At 49.3% G+C, this 26,931-nt stretch carries 29 protein-coding genes; 10 read left to right on the top strand and 19 right to left on the bottom strand.

Going from position 1 to position 26,931, the window contains the following annotated elements; all coding sequences use genetic code 11:
- Positions 1-67 precede the first annotated feature (67 nt).
- From G5S52_RS08115 to G5S52_RS08055, 13 genes are all read right to left on the bottom strand, one after another.
- Positions 68-1,027, bottom strand: a complete 960-nt coding sequence (locus G5S52_RS08115) for an ABC transporter substrate-binding protein (RefSeq protein WP_165012648.1) — start codon at positions 1,025-1,027, stop codon at positions 68-70.
- A 26-nt stretch (positions 1,028-1,053) separates the two neighbouring features.
- Entirely contained in the window at positions 1,054-1,842 is a 789-nt protein-coding gene (locus tag G5S52_RS08110; protein ID WP_165012646.1) for an ABC transporter ATP-binding protein, read from the bottom strand.
- Positions 1,843-2,022: 180 nt separating this feature from the next.
- Positions 2,023-2,322, bottom strand: a complete 300-nt coding sequence (locus G5S52_RS08105) for a PAAR domain-containing protein (protein ID WP_165012644.1) — start codon at positions 2,320-2,322, stop codon at positions 2,023-2,025.
- Positions 2,323-2,331: 9 nt separating this feature from the next.
- Complete coding sequence (locus G5S52_RS08100; protein WP_165012642.1) at positions 2,332-3,006, bottom strand: hypothetical protein; 675 nt, start codon at positions 3,004-3,006, stop codon at positions 2,332-2,334.
- Positions 3,003-3,560 (bottom strand): SMI1/KNR4 family protein, encoded by a 558-nt coding sequence (locus tag G5S52_RS08095; protein ID WP_368737459.1) that lies wholly within the window; start codon positions 3,558-3,560, stop codon positions 3,003-3,005. Before G5S52_RS08095 ends, G5S52_RS08100 begins: the two co-directional genes overlap by 4 nt.
- Positions 3,553-4,131: an SMI1/KNR4 family protein gene (locus G5S52_RS08090; protein ID WP_165012640.1), complete on the bottom strand. Its 579-nt coding sequence runs from the start codon at positions 4,129-4,131 to the stop codon at positions 3,553-3,555. Before G5S52_RS08090 ends, G5S52_RS08095 begins: the two co-directional genes overlap by 8 nt.
- A gap of 38 nt (positions 4,132-4,169) precedes the next feature.
- A complete protein-coding gene (locus G5S52_RS08085) occupies positions 4,170-4,694 on the bottom strand; it encodes an SMI1/KNR4 family protein (RefSeq protein WP_165012638.1) in 525 nt (174 codons plus the stop codon).
- A 22-nt stretch (positions 4,695-4,716) separates the two neighbouring features.
- On the bottom strand, positions 4,717-5,568 hold the full coding sequence (locus tag G5S52_RS08080) for an HNH endonuclease (RefSeq protein ID WP_165012636.1): 852 nt from the start codon (positions 5,566-5,568) through the stop codon (positions 4,717-4,719).
- A complete protein-coding gene (locus G5S52_RS08075) occupies positions 5,565-6,554 on the bottom strand; it encodes a DUF4123 domain-containing protein (protein ID WP_165012634.1) in 990 nt (329 codons plus the stop codon). The genes G5S52_RS08080 and G5S52_RS08075 overlap by 4 nt, the downstream gene beginning before the upstream one ends.
- Entirely contained in the window at positions 6,554-8,560 is a 2,007-nt protein-coding gene (locus tag G5S52_RS08070) for a type VI secretion system Vgr family protein (RefSeq protein ID WP_165012632.1), read from the bottom strand. Before G5S52_RS08070 ends, G5S52_RS08075 begins: the two co-directional genes overlap by 1 nt.
- 86 nt (positions 8,561-8,646) lie before the next feature.
- Positions 8,647-9,165, bottom strand: coding sequence for an Hcp family type VI secretion system effector (locus G5S52_RS08065; RefSeq protein WP_165012630.1), 519 nt, complete (start codon positions 9,163-9,165; stop codon positions 8,647-8,649).
- A gap of 667 nt (positions 9,166-9,832) precedes the next feature.
- Positions 9,833-10,486, bottom strand: coding sequence for a GAD-like domain-containing protein (locus tag G5S52_RS08060; RefSeq protein WP_165012628.1), 654 nt, complete (start codon positions 10,484-10,486; stop codon positions 9,833-9,835).
- A gap of 170 nt (positions 10,487-10,656) precedes the next feature.
- Positions 10,657-11,046, bottom strand: coding sequence for an SMI1/KNR4 family protein (locus tag G5S52_RS08055; protein ID WP_165012626.1), 390 nt, complete (start codon positions 11,044-11,046; stop codon positions 10,657-10,659).
- A gap of 261 nt (positions 11,047-11,307) precedes the next feature.
- Here G5S52_RS08055 and G5S52_RS08050 point away from each other — a divergent pair, with 261 nt between their 5' ends.
- Together G5S52_RS08050 and G5S52_RS08045 are read left to right on the top strand one after the other, a co-directional pair.
- Positions 11,308-12,270, top strand: coding sequence for a transposase (locus G5S52_RS08050; protein WP_165012624.1), 963 nt, complete (start codon positions 11,308-11,310; stop codon positions 12,268-12,270).
- Positions 12,271-12,926: 656 nt separating this feature from the next.
- On the top strand, positions 12,927-13,544 hold the full coding sequence (locus G5S52_RS08045) for a recombinase family protein (protein ID WP_165012622.1): 618 nt from the start codon (positions 12,927-12,929) through the stop codon (positions 13,542-13,544).
- Positions 13,545-13,815: 271 nt separating this feature from the next.
- Here the strand turns inward: G5S52_RS08045 and G5S52_RS08040 are convergent, their stop codons facing one another.
- The 6 genes from G5S52_RS08040 to G5S52_RS08015 form a co-directional block, all read right to left on the bottom strand.
- Positions 13,816-14,325, bottom strand: a complete 510-nt coding sequence (locus G5S52_RS08040; RefSeq protein ID WP_165012620.1) for a hypothetical protein — start codon at positions 14,323-14,325, stop codon at positions 13,816-13,818.
- 135 nt (positions 14,326-14,460) lie between these two features.
- A complete protein-coding gene (locus G5S52_RS08035) occupies positions 14,461-14,991 on the bottom strand; it encodes a HEAT repeat domain-containing protein (protein WP_165012618.1) in 531 nt (176 codons plus the stop codon).
- Positions 14,992-15,472: 481 nt separating this feature from the next.
- Complete coding sequence (locus G5S52_RS08030) at positions 15,473-16,510, bottom strand: nuclear transport factor 2 family protein (protein ID WP_165012616.1); 1,038 nt, start codon at positions 16,508-16,510, stop codon at positions 15,473-15,475.
- A 3-nt stretch (positions 16,511-16,513) separates the two neighbouring features.
- Positions 16,514-17,392 carry a carbohydrate ABC transporter permease gene (locus G5S52_RS08025; RefSeq protein WP_002540630.1) on the bottom strand — a complete coding sequence of 293 codons (879 nt, stop codon included), beginning with the start codon at positions 17,390-17,392 and terminating at the stop codon, positions 16,514-16,516.
- 9 nt (positions 17,393-17,401) lie between these two features.
- Positions 17,402-18,433, bottom strand: a complete 1,032-nt coding sequence (locus G5S52_RS08020) for a carbohydrate ABC transporter permease (RefSeq protein WP_165012614.1) — start codon at positions 18,431-18,433, stop codon at positions 17,402-17,404.
- 84 nt (positions 18,434-18,517) lie between these two features.
- Positions 18,518-19,756, bottom strand: coding sequence for an ABC transporter substrate-binding protein (locus tag G5S52_RS08015; RefSeq protein WP_205743821.1), 1,239 nt, complete (start codon positions 19,754-19,756; stop codon positions 18,518-18,520).
- 408 nt (positions 19,757-20,164) lie between these two features.
- Here G5S52_RS08015 and G5S52_RS08010 point away from each other — a divergent pair, with 408 nt between their 5' ends.
- From G5S52_RS08010 to G5S52_RS07980, 8 genes are read left to right on the top strand one after another with little or no spacing between them, the layout of a single operon-like run.
- On the top strand, positions 20,165-21,238 hold the full coding sequence (locus G5S52_RS08010; protein WP_165012612.1) for an ABC transporter ATP-binding protein: 1,074 nt from the start codon (positions 20,165-20,167) through the stop codon (positions 21,236-21,238).
- Complete coding sequence (locus G5S52_RS08005; protein ID WP_165012610.1) at positions 21,239-21,769, top strand: ester cyclase; 531 nt, start codon at positions 21,239-21,241, stop codon at positions 21,767-21,769. It abuts the gene before it with no gap.
- 33 nt (positions 21,770-21,802) lie between these two features.
- Entirely contained in the window at positions 21,803-23,119 is a 1,317-nt protein-coding gene (hisD, locus tag G5S52_RS08000) for a histidinol dehydrogenase (RefSeq protein ID WP_165012608.1), read from the top strand.
- 12 nt (positions 23,120-23,131) lie between these two features.
- Entirely contained in the window at positions 23,132-24,178 is a 1,047-nt protein-coding gene (locus tag G5S52_RS07995; protein ID WP_165012791.1) for an ester cyclase, read from the top strand.
- The gene (locus tag G5S52_RS07990; RefSeq protein WP_165012606.1) at positions 24,175-24,945 is read left to right on the top strand and encodes an SDR family NAD(P)-dependent oxidoreductase; all 771 of its coding nucleotides are present in this window, start codon (positions 24,175-24,177) and stop codon (positions 24,943-24,945) included. Before G5S52_RS07995 ends, G5S52_RS07990 begins: the two co-directional genes overlap by 4 nt.
- Complete coding sequence (locus tag G5S52_RS24190) at positions 24,945-25,511, top strand: LacI family DNA-binding transcriptional regulator (protein ID WP_268895515.1); 567 nt, start codon at positions 24,945-24,947, stop codon at positions 25,509-25,511. The genes G5S52_RS07990 and G5S52_RS24190 overlap by 1 nt, the downstream gene beginning before the upstream one ends.
- Positions 25,490-25,963 carry a substrate-binding domain-containing protein gene (locus G5S52_RS24185; RefSeq protein ID WP_368737462.1) on the top strand — a complete coding sequence of 158 codons (474 nt, stop codon included), beginning with the start codon at positions 25,490-25,492 and terminating at the stop codon, positions 25,961-25,963. Before G5S52_RS24190 ends, G5S52_RS24185 begins: the two co-directional genes overlap by 22 nt.
- Positions 25,960-26,928: a nuclear transport factor 2 family protein gene (locus G5S52_RS07980; protein WP_165012604.1), complete on the top strand. Its 969-nt coding sequence runs from the start codon at positions 25,960-25,962 to the stop codon at positions 26,926-26,928. The genes G5S52_RS24185 and G5S52_RS07980 overlap by 4 nt, the downstream gene beginning before the upstream one ends.
- Positions 26,929-26,931 lie beyond the last annotated feature (3 nt).

The following is a 26,931-nucleotide window of genomic DNA, read 5'->3' as shown; positions in this document are numbered from 1 at the left end:
CTGATACCCAGTAGCCATGCTGCGCGGTATTTGTTGATTCCTGAAATCAATCTAGGTGCTTTCTAGGTTATTGCGGATAGAAGGCCTGAGCGAGTTTTTCGATTGCCTGAATATTGGCGGGTCCCGGCGTCAACTGCTCATAACGCAGCTTCACGTAGCGACCATCTTTCACCGCATTGGTATGTTTCATCAAAGGGTGTTGTTCCAGGAAGGCCTTCAATGAATCTGCGCCACTGGCGGTTTGATAATCCAAAAGGATAATCACATCAGGGTTTTCTGTCGCGACATGTTCCCATGACGTTCTGGCCCAGCTGGTTTCCATGTCGTCAGTGACATTTTCCCCGCCTGCCGCTTTGATCATTGCGCTAGGCATCGCGAATTTACCTGCGGTGAATGGCTTGTCTTCACCGGAATCAAACAGGAAGACCTTCGGCGCGTTGTTTTCTGCTTTGCTTTGAGAAGTGACCGTTTTCATTTTGGCTTGCCACAAGTCCACCAAAGCTTCTGCTTCATCCTGCTTGTCAAAAATTACACCCAGCTTTTTAATGTCATCATAGAGCAACGCCATGCTGGCACCTTGCTCCAGCTTGTTGGTGTGAATGCAGCTTTCCGAGAGTACAAGGGTGTCGATGCCGTAAGGCTTGAGGGTTTCCGGAGTCACTTCTCCACCGACTTTCATCCCGTAGTTCCAGCCAGCAAAGAAGAAGTCGGTTTTAGCCGCAATCAGGGTTTCCAGCGAAGGATATTTGGGTGCCAGTTCAGGAATGTCGCCAAGCGCTTTTTCAAAAGAAGGGGACATCTTGTACCAACCTGTAATGCCCGTCACACCCACCATGGTGTCTTCCAAGCCAAGTGCAAATGCCATCTCCGTCATGTTGATGTCGTGAAACACAGCAGCATTCGGGCGCTTTTCAATTGTCAGTGGATTTCCACAGTTATCGACCGTGACCGGATATTCCGTGCTTTTGGCATTAGCGATTGCGATAGGGAAAAGGAAGAACAGCGTCGATACGACTGACCACTTCATTGTGCAGCTCCTATTAATGGCATGGCTTAATGGGACGGTGCGGCTTCAAAATGATGCACCGTGTTGTTGATTTGGGGATGGCTGAGTGGAAACACACGAAGGCCAAAAACGGGGGTAATGAATGTGTCCTGCAACACCTCGTTGGGGGACGCGCAGGTCACCATTTTCTGGCCGGACATCAAAATCACTTTATCCGCAAAAGGCGCGACCAGTGGTAAATCATGCAGCACTGCAATCGACGCGATGCCACGCTGTTTAATCAAGTCGAGCAGCTCAAGACGCGCCAATGGGTCAAGGTGATTGGTAGGCTCATCCAGAAGCAAAAGTTTGGGCTCTTGAGCAAATGCGCGGGCAATGCTGGCACGTTGTTTTTCACCCCCGGATAGAGAGCCGAACAGGCGATTTTCTTTGGCAGACAAACCTGTGTCATGAATGGCTTGTTTGACGGCACGTTGATGCTCTTTTTCAGTACAACAGAAGGTATGTGGCACCCGACCCAAGCCGACATATTCAATCACACTTAACCGTGGATCGACATGTTCATGCTGGGCAACCACCGCCACTCTTTTCGCCCGGTATAAACGATTCAGATTTTCTTCAGCGCAGCCTTCAAGCGAGAGTTCCCCTGCCGCTTTCCGGTATTCACCCGTGATGGCTTTAAGCAAACTCGATTTCCCGCTGCCATTAGGTCCGATAACAGCAATGCATTCGTTTGCAGAAACAGAAAACGTCACGTCAGACACAGCGCGCCAACCTGAGAGGCTATCAGCACAGAAGTCAGTCACTGAAAGTATGGGTTGATGAGTTCCTTTCATCTGATGCCCGCGAATTAAATTGATATGTTATAACATAACATTTATATAAGTAGACTTGTCAATAGGCAGGAAAATGAGTCTTTCTGAGCGTCATAAAACAGAGAATGGCAGCACTCAATCCCGGAGATGTTGGAAGAACCAAAGCCGCACAAAAGTACCTTAAGAAAAGATTATTTCAGTTTAGCTCATGGTAATGGTCGGCCATCCTTGCACCACCTGACCACCATGCGCGCAGCCGTCTCCCATTCTCACCACGGCTTTTCCGTCAATTTTCACCAAAGAGGAGCCTTGCTTCAGGTCATCAGGCATACCTACACCGGTGCAAATTGCCTTGCCTCCGACCACTGCGACAGGAATACCATTGACCTTCACTAGCGATTGGCCAGCATCGATGATTGGACCTCCCACATGAGGCACTGGGCCGGGTTCTACTTTGGGGCAGACATGCATGTGGCCAAGTAAAGAAACAGGGTTACTCATAGCAAAACCTCATTGGTGTAAGTGAAGGTTTGGGTTCACATCAATGATCGCAAACCCTCTCGATGTATCTAAAACAACATCTATCAGTAAAGGTTGTTCAAGTTGCGCGACGTCATCCCCAAGGCATTGCCACCACTTCTTGATAGCTTCTCGGTAACCGGCTTGGAAATCTTGCCGTTGCCGATAACAACGAGCGTCTAATAATGCCCCTCCGGAAACTGCCAGTCGGTATTCAGAACGCGCAGAAAAGTCATGATACGGAAACAAATACAGCCTCGGTGTTACCTGATCTACGACATACGCATGAAGTACCTGAGCCATTCGATCCGATAGATTTGTCAGCCAGCAAGATAGCACTTCATTTTGACTTTCTGGGTGAAGCAACCCTTTGGGCAGCATTGCCATTCCAACGCAATCTTTCCAACTCACTACGCCTAATTTGGGCAAGTAATCTTGGGGCTCGATGATGCTATCAGCCGTAAATTTCACCGCCCTTTTAGGTAGCCCAGAAAGGCGGCGGTAACTCGTATTGTTTGAAAGTCCTGCTAACAAAATCTCACTTGAAACCGCCAGTGTCGCTGACGGGTGCAGAAAATAATGACGCTGGAAAACATCGGGGAGATTTCCATATTCTGTCGCGATGATTGCTGTTGAACATTTTGCGATTTTTTCCAGCTGTTTCATCGAATCATTTCGTCAGGGATATTGAAATCAGGCACCTCAGCCGAGTCATTCTCTACAATCTTTAACAGCAAATCTGTCAGCGACTCGGCAATTAAAACAAGGTAGTCACTGTCTTCAAAAGCTCCCCATGGCTTCAGATTGCTGAGAAAATAGATAAAGCCAAATCGCTCGTCACAAAGATCCATCACTAAAAAATCACCGGAAATAGAATCCGCAATGATCAAACTTTCATCCGGGATTCTTTTATCTTCACCGTCATCAGAATACATTTGAGTGACAACATGTGCTGAGTCGGCAGCCAGGAATGCAGAGAGAAAAGACAGCGAAATTCCACTCAACTTGAGATGAACTCTTTCATCTTCGAAGCTGCGCATCCCATAGCTTTTCATAAACCATCGATAATCCTTCGGTAGCTTACGATTCAGAAACGTTTCAAGCGCGACCAGCTCTTGCTCCGTTGCACAATAAACGTCTTTCGTTTCACACTCTTCGGCTATTGGACTCCAAGAAATATCTTTACAAAGCTGCTCAATCACATGAGTGGAGTCAGACACTGCTCCCACCCTGAGCCATAATCAATTCGGCTTCTTCATATGTCACCAGACTTTCAAGCCAGTCTTCGAAGCTATTGGCAATCAAGATGATGGAATCATTTCCCTTGTCTCCCCATGCATTCTGGGTAAACCGCCAATGCCACAAAGAACCATAATGTTTCTCCGCCAAGTTCATTAGAAGGTAGCCATTGTCATCGGCCAAGCTGTCAGCAATGGGGATCATGGCGGGTGGGATCAACGCGGCATCCGTTTCCCAGAAATCAGGTAGTTCCTCGTTCAACTCAAACAGCGTATCTTCAATATCATCCACGTTGTAAATGAAGTTATGCGCCACAAAACCCGGCACACTGCGTTCGCCTACATCCAACATATAAACGCAAAAGTTCTGTTCAAGGTCATTAAAACTACACGCGCCGTATTCTGTCAGAAAAGATTTGAACCCCTCTGGTAACACAGCACCATGTTTGGCCTCAAAATCGGATATTGCTTCTTGAGAAGACAAACGGTCACCGAGGTCTTCCGTGCTAACTATTTCCTGCTTCCAAAAGGACAACAGTTTCTCTTTGTTCATTTGCGTCTCCTTGTGAAACAGGTGTTGGTTGGCTGATTTCAGTTGGGTTCATATTGGACAATCTTTTCCAACAGCTCGGTGAATGAGTCAGCCAAAAGCACAAGCCCTTCATAATTGTGTCCAGACCAGTCTTTTTCGCCTTGATAGCCATTCATGTACCAGACTTTCCCGTAGTTGTTCTCAGAGACATCAAGCAACAATAAATCCCGGGAAATGGAGCTTTCCATCACCGCTAAATTCGGTGGGATACGAGCGTCACCATCATCATCGACATCGCTTGCCATCATAGTGAATGTCAATACATCAACGGCATCCCGGAACCAGTCTAAAAATTCCAGCGATATACCGTTCACTCTGACTTCAATTCTCTGATCCTCAATCAAGCGTCTCCCTACATTTCTGAGGAACCATCTGTAATCTTCGGGTAACTTGGTATTGAGAAATGCTTCCACTGCTAGCACTTGTTCTTCAGTCGAACAAAACAGTTCGGGTGTTTCCCCATCCTCTATATCAATAGGCTTCCAAACGATTTGCTGACTTAGTGTCTCAATGTTCGACGGCATATCTTTCCTCATTAATTCGTCGCTAGAACGCATCCGTGTCCATGATTGAACGGCTACCTGTATGGCTTGCTTTGGAGTGTAGCTTGGAAGGGACATAACCCAGCGTACCATCTTCAAAATGGTGTAGAGTCCAATCTTTACCGGGAGGCGTGATCCCCTGTTGCTTCAACAATGCGCTGTCAGTTGCGACGTTGTTGCTCAAATCAGTAACTCTCACCCTGCCATGAACGTGTTTGTCCTTAAATACAGGAAAACCATCCTGATAATCGATTGATTTAACCTGGCCACCAGGCGGGTTTGGAAGGTCCACAGGTTTGTTAAACGTCAGTTTCCCTGAGCCAAAATTCGGGCTTTTCGGGTCATTGGCACCGGGTGGATTCCATGTTCCTTTTCGGTTAGATGGCATTTTGTGTTTGCGCTTAAATTGCTCGCATTTTTTGCACTTAAAGGCCCTTTTACGCGCATCAATCATTTGAGCTCTGGCTTTTCTCAGCGCTTGCATCCTGGCTTTCATCACCTGTGTAGCGGACAAGACGCTTTCATAAGACTTGGTCATCGAGGCGACATTGTCGAACTTCTTAAACATCAGCCCGACCAGTCCCTGAACCTTGCTCCCATATTTGGCAAACTTAGCAGGCTTTGCCAGTGCATCCCCCGCATAAGGGATCATAGAAACTAATGACAAACCGGCTCCGAGCCAGTCCCCTTTTGCCGCCGAAATGACGGCAGAAATCCCATCACTTGCCGGTGTCGGGTCAAAAATCCCTGTGATATCTGTGATGATCTGCGGGTTGTTTTTGGCAATCTCTCCCGCTTCTTCCCATAGCTTTTTGTCTCTGGCTTCTTCTAACAAACGCGTATATTCGTTACTCATGACGCCCCCTCACCCTCAGGCCACCAATCCTTGTATTTTTCTGCGCCAGCACGTATCCAGACTTCCTCAAAGTCATCAGACAGCAGCGTATCGAACTTTTCTTCTGTGCTGGATGATTGGGATAACACCTGATGTATGGAGGGTTGTAGATGAAACTGGGGGTTGATCGTCCACATCAGGTTAATGAAAAGCCGCATATGGATAAGGTCCAGAACTTTGTAAGTAAAACAGTGCTCTATGCCCTGATTAACCATGGCTCGGACAAACCCTTTTGGATAGAAGTGCACCGTTTCGACTTCTTCATACTCCAGGTATTCAATCAAGTCATCGATCAGTTCGTCGCGATGGGCGAACAACGGATACTGAAGCTGCTCCTCGGTGAAAAACCAAGGTAGAGACGGGTCATGTTCTTCGGTTTTTAATCCCGGTAGTGGGTAAATGCCTGAATCTTCAATGTTGCCAGATACCGACCAGTTCATGGTCGCGTCCGCGTTCAGCGTGTACGTGAAGAAGCCCTCTTCCCCTTCCTCAGCGTAAACACTGTTCATGGCGCTGAAAAACTCACGTCGCTGTCCTTCTGAAAACACAGGTAAATAACGGTTCAGCGTATTGGCGTCGTAAAACCGGAAATAAACCAATTCCCCACTCGGCTCGACGACCTCTTTGACCCTTTGAAGCTTGATGAAGAGGCTGTCTATCCCCTGATTGCTGGCAAAGTAAAGGACCTGCTGTTTGCCGAAGGTTTCTTTGAGTAGCCAGTCAAAAAGCGGCTCTCCTTCAAGAATTTCAGCTATCCAGGGCGATTCTTCCTGAAATTCTTCTAAATCTTCCCCGACAAACAGGCAGCGATGACGCGTCGACATGCCCTGAACCGCGGCGATAAGCTGCTCGTTGTGTGAAGGGTCTAGAAGGACATAAAGGCGACATTCTTCACTTTGATTTTTGGCCTCGAACAAGGATGCACTGAGGGTTTCTGTTGCTGTCATTACCCTTTCCCCTTGGTGCATTTTTCTTTAAATGGCTTGTCTTCTTTGTCGCCACCGCCCGCACTCGAAAAATCAATTGCGTTGCCTTTGATTTTGACTTGATTGCCCTTAATCAAAATGCCGGATGCATCCATTTCAATCATTGCACCCTTTGTACTGAGCACGATTTTCTCCGCTTGAACGACGTATTTCTTGGTGTTGGAGTGAATCGATTTACCCGCAACAATGGATTTAATCGTCCCAACTTGCTCTGCACTGACCAACGCGACCGATTCATTTTTTGCCCCTCCGACGGTCACTTGATATGCCCCGCCCACCGTGAGTGTGCTCGCTATCCCTACCGTTTCCGTCAAGAAGCGGTTGACCTTGATGTGTTGATCATTGCCGACACTGATCTTCTGGGTATCTCCGATTTTTACCGTTTCGTTATTCTTGACGTCCCGTTGCCTGTCATTACCAACAATGTCGCCTTCGTTGTTTTCGATGACACGGTTAACATCCTTCTGAGCATGGACATAAATCTCTTCTTTGCCTGACTCATCTTCGAAGCGCAGCTCATTAAAGCCATCACCTTTGTGGGTTTGCGTCCGCAGCACAGTCTGAGTTTTATGCGCCGGCAAAGACTGCGGAACTAGGTTGGCAGCGTGATAGGTTCTTCCCGTTACAATCGGCTGGTCCGGATCTCCCTCTAGAAAACTGACAATCACTTCATGACCGATCCTCGGTACACTCACAGCGCCATAGCTCGCCCCTGCCCAGCCCTGCGCGACGCGCACCCAGCAACTGGAGTTTTCGTTCCACTCCCCCACTCGGTCCCAAGGAAACTGGACTTTGACCCGCCCATGTTCATCACAGAAGATTTCTTCATTGGCTGGTCCCACAACAATCGCAATTTGAGGACCATCAACACGGGGTTTGATATTCGGCATCGGGCGCCAGGTTCTGGTTGCCGGAATCACCACAGCCTCGTTGTTGTAGGTCGTTTGGCCTTCGCCCCCCGATTCTTGTGCTGCCTGAGGCTGGGTACCTATATGGATAACCCTGACACCGAGCCATTCCATGTTGACATCAGACGCGTCTTCAGGCCCTTCAACCGTCATTTTCAGACCCGGTGAGATGGCGGGAATATTACTCAGCAAAGAAGCAGAAAGACTTTCGCGCCTCAGAGACTCAAGCCGGAACTGAGTGAAAGGTTTCCCCGAACCGTCGTCTTTAAACCGTCCGGGATAGTCGTAGTGTTCATAAGTCGCGCGCTGAAAGCTGAGGTCTGTCCCTGTGTGGCTGTGCACCAACCCATAGTCGGGTTTTTTAAAGCTGTAATCTTTTAGAGTTGCACTGGACGCCCCCATTTCGCTGGAGGGTTTGAAGCTACGGATGTAGGGATATTCAGCCACGCCGCCAATGTTCGGCTCGTAAGTCAGTGGGGTAGAAATAGCAGATAGTACGGAGCTGTCGTCCGCAAACACCAGAGAATGCTTACCGCCTGATTGCTCGAAGAAGTAAAACATTCCCTCTTCAGCTGCCAAGCGTTCGACAAAATCTAAATCAGACTCTCGATACTGCACACAATACTCGCGGGTAGCGGGCGTGTGTGTCAGTGAGAACGCGAAATCATCAACACCCATCTCCTCCAGCAGCGTAGAGATGATTTGAACAGCATCAGCACTTTGGAAGATCCGGCTGTTCTGGCGCAAGCTCAACCGTTTCAGCGCAGGAACCAGCTCCAGAAAGTAGTAAGTTTGCGAATGACCGGTGTCCCCGCGGGTAAAACGGCTGACGATGCCATGGAATTGCCGGTACAGCACACCGTCTTTCCATACGCAAAGTAAGCCATCTTTGTCTACCAGCTGGTCAGGCGAAACGCCTGCTTCACGGCTTACCAGCTCAACTTTTGCCACGAAGGGCGTCGAAAGCCCCTCCTCAACGGAAAAGCCAAGAACACCAAACAATGAAAGATCCAGACTGCTGGTCTGAAAAGTGAACTGTAGCCCTGTCGCATTCGCCATCGTTAAACCATCCCTAGACGCTTGTGCGGTATCTGTTCGATGGATAACGGGTAAGCATCAACTGAGTAGACGCTTACCCAGTTTTTTTACCCTTCGATCGGCGCTCTCCAGTCGTCGGCGCCTGATGTGCCTGCGACAGTATGTTCCCAATCGATTTTTCGGTAAGCCACGGACACAGTCACTAGCTGAGTAAACTCTTTTTTCTCTAAGTCCTGACAGTGCGGCATATGACAGTCAATATCGATGATGGTGCCGTCTGTCAAAATGGTCGAGAAAAAGTGTTCCTGCTTACCTTCTACTGACGTTCTGTACCACTTGAGTTCAATTTTCGGCAGCATTTCACCCGATGACAGTGCGTTATACATGAGGGGTACCGCTTTGTTCAGCGCCACGGTGAACTTGAATGGTTTGTGGACACGTTGACCTGACGGCTGACCACTTTGCGGGTCGGTGGGAACAGTCACGATGTGATCAAATGCCTGTACCAGCATTTCATCTTCATGACCTTCAACATAGATATTACCGACAGAATCGGCGGTAAATGCACCGGCAGTGATATTGCCTTGGGTTTGACCTTCAATCGCGATATAGCATGGAGTTGGCATTGCGTATTCCTTCTGCAGCGAGTGTATGTATAGACCAATACACACAGGCAACACATATGCCAATTAGGTTTTTTCAGATAAACAGACACTTGAGAATTTCAACCAAATACCCGGGCAAAAAACCGCTCAAACTTCGCGCAATTCTTGCCCATTGGGTAATTTTTGGCCTGAAAGAATTCTATCAATAGCTTCGATTAGCAAGGGAGCTCTGACTCTCCGCACTCAGCTGTTGGTTCCTCGCCAGAATCCCGATTGGATAGGAAAACACTGCTCTGGGAGCTCTAACGGTAATGATGCCTTGAATCAAGAGAGTAGGTGTTTCTCTATCCATCCTCTACGGTGTTCAAAGCGCTTTCCTGCGTGTAATCTACGCCCGCCGCAAAGAAATGAACGGCGAACGCAGCGAGAGCCTTAGTGATAGTAAGGCGAGGCATCAACGCTGTACACGTTGGCAAAAAGAACGTGAATTGTTGCTTGCAATCTGAGTAAATCGTAACGAGCGCCACCCAGACTGAGAACTAAGGTGATATTTTCAAACAGTCGCAACTGAGCATTGTGTTCAACACGTTGTGGGGACACGGGTCTTTGGTTGCTTTCTTAGAGTGTGTGTCCCTGTTAGTTTTTTTTAATGACTGGGCTTTACATTTACAGTTGGAAACAACCCCTCTCAGTCTATATTGACGTTAACCCCGGCAAATGGAATTTGGGGTGCCCCCAATTGGCGTAAGATGGTCAAGTGAATATCCAGATTTAATATAGCAAGATTGTCCACGCTCAAGTTGCCCCCGGCAATCAGAGCCGGTTCAAAACCGTAGACTTCATCTGGCTTTAATGGACCTAGTTTTTTGAGGGCTTGGGGGAAAAGGGGTTTGTCGTTTAGGTCTTCTATGTCGCTTATCTCAGTATCTATATTAGACAAAAAGACTTGTATGGCTAATTCAGTATCTTCCTCTACTTCACGAACTTCACTTTCCAAGGCGATAATCGCGTGCATGGGGCAATTTAAAGTAATGGTTTGATGGGTGCGTTCGCCCCACAAGTACATCTTTCCAAAAGCATTGCGACCAATGGTCCGATAGCGATCTATATCAGTGAATGGAGTATCCTCTAACCACATTTCAACAAGATGGTCATAGTCAGTAGGATTAACAAGCCAAAACTGACCGTCGGCAAAACCACTCCAGCCAATCTCCTGCCAGTATTCCAACAATTTATCAGGTAAAATGCCGCGATATACCGAAAGTTCGGCCTGTGATACAGGTCTGTATTGAGTAGGCTCACCCAGTTCTTCAATAAATAATTCTAAATATTCGTCTCGCATACTTTATCCTGGCCCTCGAGCCACTTCGAGTTTGAGGCTTTCTTGGAGTGGGCTTTCTTAGAGTGTGTGTCCCAGTTAGTTACTCGTGTCTCTGTTCGTTTTACGTCAGTGCCTTTCTTCTCATTCCTCCAGGCTCTGAAGAAACTCTACAAAACTAGAGGCAATCAGCTTTAATTCAAACTGCTTACCATCATGACCAGGCGATTGCTCATGATCCCAAAATAAATCTTCTCTCTATATACACCTCTGAGCCCAATACATATTTGATTTCCCCCAGAGTCTCGCGCTATTGGCATTAGCTCTTTTGGAATTCTGTCATTAAAGGCTTTTAGAATTTTGACCAAATCGTAGGAGTCACTGCGATTTAAACCGTAGAATCTCTGAACATCCGAACCGTCTTTTTCACCCGAAAATATATAACAATCAGGTTCAGGATACCCTCCACCATAGTTCATGAGAAATTCTCGGTAACTCCGAGGAAGGGAGCTCTCTAACCGTGATTCCAATACTTCGATTGCATCGACAGAAATCACCGAACCAGCATCATTAATTTTCGCCATATCTCTCACTTGTAAGGTTTTATACCGGATGTTGCTACACCGCCAGTGTGCTTGACCGCGTCATGTAAGTCTGAAGCAGAAGTACAAACTGGTACAAACTGGGACAGATGGTACAAACTGGGACAGACACTTTTAGAAAAAGACCCATTTATCAATTTCATACATTCGTGCGCTATTCTTCATACCCGCCCAGTCAACATGCAATCGTGTGTTGGCTAAGATACGGTAAGTTCATTCTTCAGCCTTATTCGCTTACTCGCTATGACCAAAGCTCGCGCCGCTCAGATAAATGTCGATGCCACTCCATACTATCACTGCATTTCTCGCTGTGTTCGTCGTTCTTTTCTTTGTGGCTATGACAACGAAGAGGGAAAAAATTTCGAGCACCGACGGGCTTGGATAGAAGAACGGCTCTTGATGTTAGCCCAGGCATTCTGTATCGATGTGTGTGCCTACGCCATTATGAGTAATCACTATCATGTTGTGTTGCACATCAACACGAATAGTGCGAATACATTAGCACCCATTGACGTTGCAGAACGTTGGTTAACCTTCCATCAAGGCCCAGTACTGATACAGCGCTTCGTGAAGGGGGAAGTACTGTCAGAAGCGGAAACCGAACGTTGCCTTGAAATCATAGACACTTGGCGAGAACGACTCTGCTCTATCAGTTGGTTTATGCGCCTGCTGAATCAGCATATTGCCTCTGAAGCGAACCGTGAAGACCAGTGTACGGGACACTTCTGGGAAGGGCGTTTTAAAAGCCAAGCTCTGCTCGATGAAAAAGCCTTAGCTGCGGCGATGGCCTATGTTGACCTCAACCCCATACGGGCAGACATGGCGGACTCGCCAGAATCCTCTGACCACACATCAGTTAAAGCCCGGATAGAAGCACTGCATAGCGACCATACCAATGCTGAGGGGCTGCTTGTTTTTGCGGGGTATCCGCGAAAAGATATGCATGATGGCATTCCCTTTCGTTTAATCGATTATCTGGAGTTGGTTGACTGGACGGGCAGGCAAGTGCGTGATGATAAAAGAGGCCAGATTTCTAGCACGCTACCACCATTACTGGAACGCCTTGGCATTGAACCAGCTCTGTGGTTAAAAACAGCGTCAAACATTGAGGTTGGAACTATGGTTGGTTCCGAAACATCCATTAAAGCCGCCTTACCGCTTCTTCAGCGTCAAAGGGCATCGGGTCTACGCCTGCCTGACAGTTGATCCGTCTTTTTCTGCCGTTTTCTGTCAATCAGGCCTAAGCCTGATGTTTTTGTTGCCCGAAATCTGGGTAAGTCGTACCAAACGTCATCCATACTGAGAACTAAGGTCAGATTTTCGAAAAGTTGCGACTGAGCGTTGTGTTCACCACGTTGTGGGGACTCGGGTCTTTGGTTGCTTTCTTAGAGTGAGTGTCCCTGTTAGTTTTTTCTGAAACAGTGACTACTTTCTTCGGACAACCGGTAAGGGTTCACAATGAAACCGAGCAGATAGCTTTAGGTAGCTTAGACCTAGAAGCTATTCACCAGCGCGTGCACGAAATTCTGACTAGACTTTCGAGCGCGACCAAGCCCGTGTTCGAGTTTGAGGAGAGAAGCGACTCTGCCAAGCCAGCATGTTTTATCGAAACCGAAGCACTTCCACCACTAGAATTCTACCCTCGTAGTGATATTCATGAGGCGCCATTAAGCTGGACCAAACTGCTGAGAGCAACGAGGAAGTTGGGAAGACAACCCCCAAAAAAAACATTAACCATTCAAGTATACCCCAACGCGACCACCCTACCCTGATACAAAAACTGGCAATGTGACCACTTAAATGCGACACTCCCTATTGCGACCACCTAAATGCGACGTTGGCCAACTTCAGGGAGACACACCATGTTTATTCGCGCTTACCTTCGCGCCTCGACCGATGAACAAAATGCCGAACGGGCAAAAGCCGCCCTCGACCAGTTCACCCAAGAGCATGGCCAACGCATTGCCAGCTATTACACCGAAAACATCAGCGGTACCCAACTCGACCGCCCAGAACTAAATCGCCTACTCACTGACACTCAGGCAAACGACATTCTGCTCGTTGAACAAATCGACCGCCTGACCCGCCTTAACGACCACGACTGGAAACAGCTCAAGCGCATGATTGAGGAAAAAGGCATACGCATTGTCAGCATGGACGTACCAACCAGTTGGCAGGCACTCGACAATAACTCCCTCACCCACAACGACCCCATCATCAAAGCCGTGCTTGATGCCATTAACAACATGCTGATAGAGCTGATGGCCGCCATGGCCAGAAAGGATTACGAAACCCGAAGAGAACGCCAACGCCAGGGCATAGAAGCCGCCAAAGCCAATGGCAAGTACAAAGGCAAACGAGCCGACACCGAACGGCACCAGAAAGTGAAATACTTCAGAGATAAAGGCCTTAGCCTGAGAGAAATTGCAGAAGCGACCGGCTACAGCCGATCGCAGGTGTGTAGGATCTTGGCGAGCTAAGTTTTGGACAAAATTGCTTAGAGTCGAAACTCGAAGCCATATAGTTCAGATAAGCTGAGGTTGGGGAAAATCTAGGTTACTACAGTCTACGAGTTCGGTGGCTATTCAGTATATATGTCCATGTCAGCTTCACACACTGGTTTGAGACACAAATTTTCCGTTATGACCATTAATACCTCCATTCGTATAACGCCGCAATAAAGGGCCGAAATGTAGCAGCGAAGCTGCGGAATGTAGGTCCAGCCACGTAGTGGCGCCTTTGATTGCCTTGTTAAGCATGGGCGAACTTCCTGCGGTAAATCAGAACTGACAACCTCACACCGACTAACATGCCCAGCCCAAATGCCGCTGGTGTAGCAGCCAAGAACATACTCTCTTCACTACCTTCTAGGGCTGCCGGGAGATATGGAAGGGAGCCAGCAAGTATGAACCAACCACCAAAATGAAAGAACTGAAGAGGCTGTTTTAAGCTAAACGGATTGTACTTCCAGGCTGGACGTAACCAAACTTTGGCAGACATAGGATTGAATGCCTGAATTCCTATGATGAACTGCAGCCCGACAATGCCAAAAATAAATGCTACCGGCACGAACTGCCACATTACTGGTGGGGCTTCTGTTGCACCATTAGGAGAAACAAACAACTGCGAAACTACACCCGCAGCTATAAATATTAAGCGGACATATAGCCAGTTGACTCTAGCTAAAATGGCTGAGACTGAGTCACTCGTGTTTGCCGCTAGATTATCAATGGCAACCTTACACTTTATAAATATACTCATGATTTATTGCTTAACGTTGCAATAACGGGCGCTTACCAAACCACCCAAACTGCTTTAATCCTCTTAATTCACAACACTTTGAAAAGCCGCCGCAGTGACAAAGCGCCCCGTTCATTGCCTAGTTAAAAATTTAAATTAATCAAATAGATAGAGTAAAAATGAGTCTACATTATGTTGAATTCTATCTTTTGAGTCTTCAAACGCTGGGCATAATTCTGGCGCCAAATGACACTCTTCCCACATCCTTTTCACCTTTAGCAAGTCTTCATCTGTAAAACTAAACTTTTGCTCATTCAGAATATTAAGAGCACTCCATTTACATTCGTAATTCGAATAAAATAATATTCTAAAAACATCTAAAAATTTTGAGCTGCAGTCATGGGTTTCAAGGGCATATGCGAGTGTTGCACAACGTTTAGGATCAACTGGATTTAAAACGCCTTCAATGAGAGGGTCAACTGCTCGTTTATCGCCAATATCTCTGAGAGCCAAAGCTGCTCCATTTCTAACATCAGCATTTACGGAATCAAGACACTCGATAAAGAACAGAGATACCGCATCACCCCCAATATCTACTAATTTATCTGATGTCTTCAAGAGCGAGTCCCAGTCGGAACAAAGAAACTGGTCTTTGAGTGTTTCAACTTCCGTATCTACTGCGTCCATTATTGAAATCCCCCGTTCGCGTCGAGTTTTTTATAACAGTGTATTCAACCCCAAAATGGGCGATTAAACACCCCAAAACGGCTTGCTTCGGTATTATGCGACACCTTTGCATTTACTGTGTGTATCAACAGTGGAAAAGCACGTTTCGGATTATAAAGAGTAGGGTGGATAGGAGACTTTTAAACACCTCATCAAAAATGATGCTGGCTCACTTTGGGGCATAAGCGAGCTAGATTCTAACCAATATCAGCAGCCCCACTACGCATTATACCCATAGTGTTAAATCACTTTCTCCCGCGAACCAGAGTGATTACAGGCCCAAACTCAACTTATCCAAAGTGGGCTGCGCCTAAATAAATCAACACCTAACTCGAAACTGTCCAATATCCACTTATTACGCTACTGCTCTACCGCAACGACTTTGCGCTGTTCGGCGCATAGCGCCTTTAGCTATGACGATCCCATGCCAAATGCGCAGAAGTCAGTAATATCTATTACTCACATCACTCTGACTATCCGCACTCAGCTGTTGGTTTCTCGCCAGAATGTCGATGCCTTGCTGATGGAAGAAATACAGTAAATCAATAAACACCCAGTTTTCAGCGAGCTTATCGCCTTCGCGGCGGTAGATATCAATCACGCGCATGTCGAAGTAGTTGTCACTCGCCGCCATCCCCATAAAGCCGCCTGAGGGTTTCAGGCTGAGATTCGGCCAGCCGAAGAAGCCACCGAAATGCCCTTCGGCGAACTTACAGACATGACCATTGAAGATGCGGTCGGAAAAGCTGGCTCTGAAAATACCCGAGTGTTGCTTGGCATAGCGCTCAATGGTGTAACTCGCGCCGATGCCGGTCGGTCCCCACCAAATCATGTCGTCGTGCCAGGTGAGCGCCAGTTCTTCTTCCAGACTCAGTTTGTTATCCCAATTGCCCAAATCGGAAATCATCTTGTTGATGACATTGAGCGTTTTTTCCCCTTCTTGCCCGGGTTGAAGGGTTGTCATGATGCCATCATGGGTCATCGGGCCGGGCTGCACCAGCTGCGCGCCACTCTGCGGTGGAAAAGGATTCACTCCCGCTTGCACCATGACACCGGGGATATCCGCAAAGAAAGCAGACTGAACGATCTTGCCATCTACCACCTGAGTAAACTCGCAGTAGCGCAAGAATGCCATACGGCCAGTTCTGGGTATGCCGAGCCAATGTTGATCCAACAAGCCCATCAGGTGGCCCATCGATACCACCCAAATACTGCCACCCTCATCCAGGCTGTTTTCACCTGCCATGAAAATATCCTGACGACGCTGAAGCGCACGGAAGGAAGCTTTCAATGGCTGCCAGACTGCCTTGATGACATCACTGGCATTGTCGATTTCGTTAAAGGGATGGCAGCCCCGAAAGCGGTAGTCCGGCGAGCAAAACTCGCCGAAAACAGCTTCCAACTGATCGCCTGAAGCAGCATCCAATGCTTGATAAAACGACCATACTTTCTCTTTCGCTTGTTGTAGCACTGACGACACCACCTACCCTTTAACCGCGCCAGCGGTCAGGCCGGACACAATTTGTTTTTGGAAGAAGAGAACAAGGAAGAACAGCGGGATCATCGCCGACACCACTGCAGCAACCGCAAACATCACGTTACCTTCCACCTGCGTGGTGCCAAGGAAGCTGGCGATCTTCGGCACCATGGTTTGATTTTCCTGACTGAGCAGCATGCCCGTGACGGCAAAGTCGTTATAGGCCAGCAGGAAGCTGAACAAACCTGTGGTGATCACGCCCGGCCACATCACCGGGATAATCACGTGCTTGAAGGCCTGGAATCGGGTGCAACCGTCCACCATTGCGCTCTCATCCATGTCTTTTGGAATGTTGAGGAAGAAGGAGTGAAGCATCCACAGCGTAAAGGGTTGGTTAATGGCCACCAGCACAATAATGGTGGTGCCAAGGTGCCCCCACAAATTCCATTCGAAGAATGGCAGCATGTAACCCGAAACCAAAGTGATGTGAGGCATGGCCCGAAGCACCAAGGCAATCATCAAAATCCATAGCGAGTAACGAAAACCGGAGCGAGCCAGCGCGTAACCACCCAAGGTGCCAATGGTCAGGGAAATGATGACCACGGAAAACACCACCACAAAGGTATTGATGGCGGCGAGCCAGAAATCCTGCTCAATCCATGCGCCGTAGTAACCTTGCCCCGTGAACTCGGAGCCCGTTTCCAGCAAGGTCTTTACACCGTAAATCGCGTTCATCCAATCAGATTTGGAGAAGAAATCTGCCTGCACTTTGAACGAGCCCCAGGCTGTCCAAAGGAACGGGCCTGCGGCAATGAGTAGCCAAACAATTACAAAGGCAATCGAGACCGTTTTTAGCCAGACAGGCTTCTTACGTACTTCTTCCATGATGGTCTCCTAGGCTGACTTACGGTTGAAATCGCGCCAGGTTCGAATGAACACAGGCATCAGAAGAATCGCCACACCGAGAATGGTGAGCATGGATGTGGACGCAGCAGAACCAAAGAGCTGAGAATCGGTGCCACGCAAATCGTTGAAGATAAGCCAACTGAGCGATGTTGCGTGCGCTTCGGCCGCAAAGCCGACAATAGGTTCAAACACCCGGAAGTTGTCCATCAACTGCATCAACGCCACAAAGGTCACCAGTGGTGCCATATGCGGGATCACGACAAAACGAATCGTCTCCCAACGCGATGCACCATCAATCATCGAGGCTTCCAGCGTGTCGGTCGGCACGGTCTGAAGTCCGGCGTAGAAGACGATGAAAGAGAAAGGCACCGACGACCAAATGCCGTAGATAAAGAGTGTTATCCAGGTCAGTGTCGGCGAGGCTTTCAATGACAGACTGTCGTCATTAAACCAGATTTGTAGGGTTGCCCCGATAACGCCATCGGCGTCAATCATCCAGAACAGAATCAGTGAGCCAATCAATGGCGTCACAATCATGGGGAGTAACGAGAGGAAGATCGTGGGACCTTTGACTAACTTGGGTAATGCGTTCACGCAAAGCGCCACCACAAGCCCCAGCACAATCACCAACGGCGTGACGATGAAGGTATACGCCAGCGTAAAGACCAGCGCTTTGTAAAACGGCAGGTTCATCATGCGATCGACAAAGTCACCCATGGAAGATGAAGCATCCCACGCTTCGCCTAACTCCTGAAAAGCCAGATGGCTTCGGTTGGTGTAGGTATCCATGCCGTTAAAACGCCCGAGCGGCTCCTCTTCGCGAAGTTTGTCTGTCGCTTCGCGATCAACCGCAACCGTGGTTTTACAGCCAAACGGACCACAGTTTTCCGTTTCCAAAACAATTTGCTCGTGTTCCACATAAAGCGACTGAACGAATACTGAAACGATCGGCAATGCGATAAGCAAAAACATGACCAATAACGATGGCCACATGAATTTTAAGAATGTGCGATGTGGCATGAACTCCACCTTTCGTTAGGTAAGCCCCGAATCCCTCCGGGGCCTTGTTGCCAGAGAACCGTCGTAATGACAGAAGCTAAGTGATTACAGAAAACCCTGCTCTCGTGCAGAGGTCATATAAGCCGCTTCTACATCCTTGAGCGCTTGTTCTGCAGATTCGTTACCTAAGAGGAAGTCAGGCAGCTCCGCACCCAGTGCGGTATGCAGCAAACCCATGTAAGGCAGCATGGGGTAAGGGTTAGCTTGCTCTTGAACCGTTGCAATCACTCCCATCGCGGACGCGTCTGGCTCATAGCCTTCAATCAACCACACCGCTTTTTCTTGGTTGGCCTGCATCATCTCTGTCGAAATGGCATGGGTCATGACTTTGAACGTTGCCTCGGCGTCTTGCGGAGAAAGGTTGCTCGCTACTGTCCATCCGTCCCACCAGAGCGTCGCACCCGGTGTACTGTTCCCCGAAAATACCGGCGTATTGGTGAGTACTGTGTTGGCAATAATCTCCGGACTGGAGCCTTCATCATCAAGAATCGCAGTCGCCCGCGAGCCCCATAAAAGTGCCAGTGCGACTTTGCCGTCTTCCCACAAAGCCTGGGTGCTGTTGGAATCAAAGGTCAAAAAGTCAGGGTTCGAAAGCTCCGTCAGGGCTTTGAGCGTATTGAGCGTTTTCACGCCATTGGCATTATTGAGGTTCGGAATCGCACTGCCCGGTTTGAAGAAGCTCTCGCCAGTGGCGCTAAAGACATTGATAAACTCTTCACCGAGATTCCATCCGGTTTTGGTATTCAGGGCGACAGGGTATTTCATCAGTCCCATCTGTTGAATTTTCTTGCCTGCAGCAATCATGTCCTCAAAGGTTTTCGGTGGCTCGACACCTGCTTTTTCAAGGATATCTTTGCGGTAAAAGAGGTGCTGCGAATTCGCCATAAAGGCCACAGCCATTACCTTGCCGTCAATCTTGATCAACTGTGACGGCTGAAGGCTTTGCCCGTATTTTTCCACCATGTCATCGAGAGGCTGGATCAGGCCTTCATTTAGTAAGGGCACAATAGAGCTGGTTGATACAATGGCGGTGGAGTACTTTGCGGGGTTCGCTTTCAGCGCTGCGTTTTGTAGATCGCGGTGGTCTTTGGTTTGGTTTTTGGTCACGCTCAGCTTATCCGTGGTGCATCCCTCAGCTTGCGCTGCTACCGCGTGCAATGCGGGAAAGTCATTCGACAATATGTTGACCTTTCCTTCCCCTGCACCGCACCCGTCTGCGGCTGTCGCCTGATGAGTGATAGCGAGCAAACTCGCCATGGCTATCCCTTTCACGCTGCAATTCATGTTGCTCTCCTACTTCTTCATCCGATAAGCAATAACTAAAACGATTGCGTCTCTCACTAACTTGCCTGACTTCAAATTCAGACAGAAATAGATACGTATGCAAAAAGAAGGTTTGTAGTTTTATTCTTTTTTAGCAAGAAATCTTTCTTTCTAATTTGAGTGAAAATTGCGCGGCCATATTTGTTTTTAACTTATTGAAAAATGACAAATATATTAAAATAATGATATTTATCATTCATTTACAAAACAATGATTTTATTGATTTTCTTATTATTAAGAATTATCGCCAAGTAAATTTATTTGTGTGACCGCACTCAAATATCACTATTTTTCATATTCTAAAACTCATATTTCTCTGCTTATTTTGAATACGTACCCATTAGGTTTCATTCAACGTGGAGAGCAATCATGGCTGAAGTGCAGTTGCGTCATATCGATAAACGCTGGGGCGACTTTATCGGCGTCAAAGATTTCGATTTGACCATTCCTGACAAGGAGTTTCTGGTATTACTTGGACCATCAGGCTGCGGAAAAACCACCACCATGCGCATGATTGCTGGGCTAGAGGAAGCGACCAGCGGAGAAATATTGATTGATGGCAAGGTAGTGAACGACCTTGAGCCGAAAGACAGAGATGTGGCCATGGTGTTCCAAAGCTATGCGCTCTACCCGAATATGAGCGTGTACGAAAACATTCGCTTTCCGCTGAAAGTTCGCAACATCGACCCGGCCACCCATGATGAAAAAGTGATGCGTGCGGCTGAAATGGTCGAGCTCACTAATTTCCTACATCGCCGCCCTGCCGATCTTTCGGGTGGGCAACGCCAACGCGTGGCACTGGCACGTGCCATTGTGCGCGAGCCCAATGTATTCCTGATGGACGAACCCCTCTCGAATTTGGACGCCAAATTGCGGGTGTCGACACGCGCTCAAATCAAGAACCTTTCCCACGAGCTGCAAATCACCACGATTTACGTCACCCATGACCAGATTGAAGCCATGACACTGGCAGATCGCGTGGTTGTAATGAGCGCAGGAAACGTGCAGCAGGTCGGCACGCCAACCGAAATTTACAACTATCCCGCCAATACCTTCGTCGCCAGCTTCATCGGTTCGCCAGCCATGAACCTGATGAAGGGCACCATTGAAGGCGGCGTATTTACCGCAGAGAACGTCACCATCACAGGGTTGGATACAAGCCTTTCCGGCAACATCACGCTGGGGTTCCGCGCCGAAGATGCCGTTGTCACTGATAGTAGTGAAACGTCCAGCGGCATTAACGCCAAGGTCTTCTCCATCGAGCTGTTGGGTGATGCCACCATGATCACTGTCAAGGTCAATGATGAACTCGTCGCCATCAAAGCGGATAAAGAGTATGTCACCGACATTGGCCAACCTTTCTCCGCCACAATTTCCGCCAGTATTTGTCATCTTTTCGACGCAGAAACGGGCGAACGGCTCTCTCAACCGGAGTCAGAATAAATGAAAGGCTCAAGACCCGAACAGGCCACGCTCACCAAAGACACAGACATGACCAAGACGGAAGAAACCCGTCAGGTTATCGAGTCCATGGTCGATGGCCTGAACGATCACCGCATTGCTGATATCGGCGAGTTTTTTTCTGAGAGCTTTCGTTGGTTTGGGAATCAGGGCTGTGGCACCAAACATGGTTTGGAAGCCTTCCAGCGCAACTGGCAAAGGCCCTTCCAGGCAGCCTTTTCAGACAAAGTTTGCGTGGATGAAGCACGGCTTTACATGGGCGAATGGGCAGCCGCATTTGGCCATCAAACCGCCAAGCATACTGGCACATTTATGGGCATCGCCCCAACCGGACAACAAGTGGAAATCCGTTACATGGATTTTTGGAAAGTGCAGGACGGAAAAATCGTCGACAACTGGGTGATGGTGGATTTTCCGTACGTACTCGCTCAGTTAGGTGTCGATGCATTCAACGGCGAAGGCTGGGAAGCGTTTGACCGCAATGAAAAAGTCCCACCATCACCCGCTTCATAATTTTCACCCTTTTCGCCTTTAGAGGAAAAAAACATGACAGTCAGATATTTAAAAACAGGGAAGTCAGAGTCTGATAAAGAGAGCGACAACGAAAAAGTCGTCCAGATCGTTGCTGATACCCTGAAAAAAATCGAGCACGAAGGCGATGCCGCTGTTCGCGAGCTGGCGATCAAATTCGACAACTACGCGCCAGAATCTTTCCTTCTGTCCCAAGAGGACATCGAAAGCATTATTGCCAAAGTCTCCCCTGAAGACATGGCGGATATTCGCTTTGCCAACGAGCAGGTGACCAACTTTGCGAAAGTACAACTCGCATCAATGAGCGATGTGGAAGTCGAGACCTTACCCGGCGTCATCCTAGGGCACAAAAATATTCCGGTACAAAGTGTCGGCTGTTACGTCCCTGGCGGAAAATTCCCTATGGTGGCTTCGGCGCACATGTCGGTCGCCACGGCGAAAGTCGCAGGCGTACCACGCGTGATTGCCTGTACACCGCCGTTTAATGGTGAGCCTAACCCTGCAGTTGTGGCAGCGATGCATCTAGGCGGTGCCGACGAAATCTATGTGTTAGGTGGCATTCAGGCTGTAGGTGCAATGGCGCTGGGCACCGAAACCATCGCGCCAGTGCACCTGCTCGTCGGTCCGGGTAATGCCTTTGTGGCAGAAGCGAAGCGCCAGTTGTTCGGACGCGTGGGTATCGATCTCTTTGCTGGACCAACAGAAACCATGGTGATCGCTGACGATACCGTGGACGCCGAAATGTGTGCGACAGACCTTCTCGGTCAAGCAGAGCATGGCTACAACTCACCTGCTGCGCTGGTCACGACCAGTGAAAAGCTGGCGACCGAAACCATGGCGGAAATCGAACGTATTCTGAACATCCTGCCCACCGCCGACACCGCCAGTGTCAGTTGGCGTGATTATGGCGAGATCATTCTCTGCGATACCTACGAGGAAATGCTCGCCGTTTCTGAGGAAAAAGCCTATGAACATGTGCAGGTGATGACCGACCGGGACGACTGGTTCCTCGACAACATGACCTGTTACGGCGGCCTGTTCCTTGGCCCGCGTACCAATGTGTCCAACGGTGACAAGGTGATTGGTACCAACCACACCCTGCCGACCCAGAAAGCAGGCCGATATACCGGCGGACTTTGGGTAGGCAAGTACCTCAAGACACACAGTTACCAGAAAATCCTGACCGATGAGGCCGCAACCCTGATTGGTGAGTATGGCTCACGTCTTTGCATGCTCGAGGGCTTTGTTGGTCACGCAGAACAGTGCAACGTGCGAGTGAGACGCTATGGCAACAAAGACGTGCCATACGGCGAACCCGCGGCAAGAGGATAAGCATCCGTGACGATGGAAAATCACCGCATTGCCGACGCCTTTTCTCGCTGGCGTCAGTGTCAGAGAAACGCCGAACTTGGCGCGCTGGAAACAGCCGCCGAGGAGCTATTCGACCCCAATGCCGTGATCCACATGTGTCATCCTTTCGGGGACATGACTGGCGCGTCGCAATGGCTTCATCAAAGCTATCAACCTTTGTTTGAGGCAATGCCGGATCTTGAGCGTCGGGATACCATCGTCATTCATGGAAAAGACCAACACGGTCAGCAATGGATTGGCTGCTGCGGCTATTACTGCGGCACCTTTCTCAGTCCGTTTTTGGATATTCCACCGACCGGACACTTCACCCACATGCGCTATCACGAGTTCTATCAGATTGCCGATGACCGCATCGTTCAGGTGCAGGCCATCTGGGATGTGGTCGAAGTGATGATGCAAGCCAATGCCTGGCCAATGGCGCCATCGTTAGGACGGGAAGGACTGGTTCCGGGGCCAGCGACCCAAGATGGCGTGAAAGCGTTGTCGCCTGAAACGGAGGATACGCCATCCAGCGCCAGGCTTGTTTTAGCGATGCTTAATGACCTGATCCGTCACCCCGCCCAAGGTGGCCCCGAGGTGATGAACCTGACGCATTATTGGCACCCAAATCTGACTTGGTATGGCCCAGCGGGTATTGGCACTTGCCGCGGTCTTTCAGGTTTTCGTCATTGGCATCAAATCCCATTTCTCAACGCAATGCCTGATCGGGGAAAAGTGCACAGTGAAGCGGATATTCACCTGTTCGCACAAGACAACTATGTCGCGGTAACGGGCTGGCCAAACATGCGACAGACGCTCAGTGCCGATGGCTGGCTGGGAATCGCCCCCTCTGGTCAACAGGTCTCGCTGCGCAGTCTGGACTTCTGGCGTATCGAAGATGGGAAGATCGCTGAAAACTGGGTTTTGGTTGACCTTTTAGATGTTTACGCCCAGCTCGGCGTAGACGTTTTTGGCAGACTGAAGGAATTCAACAAAGCCAGGCCGCACCGTGCGGTCGAATTACCAAAGGAAGTATTATGACCATTGCCCTGCCCAAAACCCCTTCATTTGACCTCACTGGCATGCGTGCATTAGTCACGGGCGCGTCGTCAGGGATCGGTCTCGCGTGCGCCGCGGCTCTTGCGCGAGCAGGCGCACATGTCACCTTGATGGCACGTAGAAAAGACCAGCTCATTGCCCTTCAGCAAGCCATGGCCGACGAAGGGTTACATGCAGAAGCGCTACCCTTGGACATGACAGATCTCGCTGCGTTAGAGCGTGAAATGGACGCTCGCGAACCTTTTGATGTGGTACTCAACTCAGCAGGCCTGGCCAAACACTCCCCCGCTGTTGATACCCAGTCCGATGACTACGATCAGGTCTTCAACCTCAATGTGAAAGCGGCGTATTTCCTGTTTCAGTTTGCCGCCAAAAAGCTCATTGCCGCGGGCAAGCCGGGCAGCCTGATTTCAATTTCCAGCCAGATGGCACACGTGGGTGGTCTTGATCGCGCCGTTTACTGCGCAAGTAAACATGCCGTCGAAGGGTTTACCAAAGCCATGGCAATCGAGTGGGGTAAAAAAGGCATCCGCGTGAATACCGTTTGCCCCACTTTCATCAAAACCGACCTCACTGCGTCGACGTTTGCGGACCCGGAAAAGCGCGCCTGGATTGAAAGCCACATCAAACTCGACCGCGTTGGCGAAGTGGAAGATTTGATGGGCGCTGTGGTTTATCTCGCTTCAAATGCCTCAGCCATGGTCACAGGAACCTCGCTGAAAGTAGACGGAGGTTGGACAGCAGAATAATGGCAAACGATAAAGTCACCTCAACCGACGTCGCCAAACGCGCAGGCGTCAGCCAGTCCGCAGTCAGCCGGGTGTTTACACCGGGCGGTTCTGCGTCGAAAAAAACCATCGAGAAGGTCAAAAAGGCCGCAGAAGAGCTCGGATACAGGCCAAACGTTTTGGCACGCGCCATGGTCTCTGGCAAAAGCCGGGTCATTGGCCTGGTTGTCGCTTACCTCAATAACCAGTTCTATCCCGACGCACTGGAAAAACTTTCCAACCAGCTTCAGGAGCAGGGCTACCATGTCCTGATCTTCATGGCGAACAACTCGGATAGTGTTATCGAGGAAGTGATTGAAGAGATCCTGGATTATCAGGTCGATGGCATTATCGCCGCATCCGTCGATTTATCCTCGGAGCTTGCTGCACGCTGTCGCTCAGTTGGTGTACCTATCGTTCTCTTTAACCGCTCCCAACAAGGCGATGATTTCTCTTCTGTCACCTCTGACAATTTCAGTGGCGGCATTGCTGCTGCAGAGTTTCTTGTCGCCGGTGGCCATAAAAAATTAGCTACATTGCTGGGCTAGATTGCACATCCACCCAACGTGACCGGGAAATTGGCTTCCGTGCCGGATTGCAGCAGGCAGGTATTGATGTTCACTCCCGAGGCGATGGCATGTTCGACATGGACAAAGCTCGTGAAGCAACCCGCGCGATGTTCAAGAACGATCCGCCCGACGCTGTGTTTGTGGCCAATGATCACATGGCCTTGGCCGTCATGGACACCATCCGTTTTGAGCTCGGCCTTCGCGTTCCAGAAGACGTGTCCGTGGTTGGGTTTGACGATGTTCCCGCCGCTTCATGGCCTGCTTACAACCTCACCACACTGGCGCAACGCGCCGACATCATGGTGAGTGAAACCGTCAGAATTTTGCTGCAACAGATCAGCCATGAGAACGATGCACCTCAGAAGGTTGCCATTGGTTCGCCGTTGATCGTCCGCGGCTCAGCCAGATTACCGAAGGGATACACATCATGAAGGGCTTTAACGAAAAGTTTGTCGACTTTCCGGACTACATTCTTGGCATCACTAAGGAGATTTGGGAAGGCCGAAATCTCGCCTCACTGCACGACTACTATGCGGAAGATATTGTGGTTCGAACACCTGCAGGGCTCTCAGTCGGTAACCGTGATGTGATTGCCCAAACTGCGGGGATCCTCAACGAGCTGCCCGACAGAACGCTTTTTGGTGAAGACGTTATATGGAGTGGCTCACCCGAGGAGGGAATGCTGTCATCCCACCGAATTCTGTCAGAAGCCACGCACATGCATGACGGTCAGTTTGGCAAAGCGACGGGCACAAAACTGCGCTACCGCATTATTGCCGACTGCCATGCCATCAATAACCAAATCAATGATGAGTGGCTGATCCGCGACCTCGGCGCCATCGTCCGCCAGCTTGGCCACGATCCAAAAGCCTTTGCGATGCAACAAATCGCTGAACAGGGTGGTTCTGAACACTGCTCCCATCCCTTCACACCGGCAACCGATCAGTTAGGGCCCTACTTAGGAAAAGGCAATGACAATGTATGGGGACAGCACTACGCCGATGTCCTAACCCGTATGATGAATGCCGAATTATCGTGTATTCCCGAGTGCTATGACCGCGCCTGTCAGGCGGAGTATCCTGGCGGAGTCACCGTCAATTCGTGGGGACCTATCGACCAGTTCTGGATTGGGCTCCGCGCCAGTTTTCCGAACGCCACGTTCAAGATTGAACATCAGATCGGACGGGAAGATCCTCTCATGCCACCACGTGCTGCTATCCGTTTCTCGCTCCATGGGAAGCATGATGGTTGGGGCTATTTTGGCCAACCGTCTGGTGCCGAGGTTTACGTGATGGCCGCTGCACATGCCGAATTCGGGCCTTATGGCATCCGACGGGAGTTTGTGGTGTTCGACGAAACGTCTATCTGGAAACAAATCGCCCTGCACACAGGTTGATGT

Origin of the sequence: Grimontia sedimenti, from assembly GCF_011045095.1 — a bacterium.
Taxonomy (GTDB): domain Bacteria; phylum Pseudomonadota; class Gammaproteobacteria; order Enterobacterales; family Vibrionaceae; genus Enterovibrio; species Enterovibrio sedimenti.
This window is presented reverse-complemented; position numbering and strand designations above follow the sequence as displayed.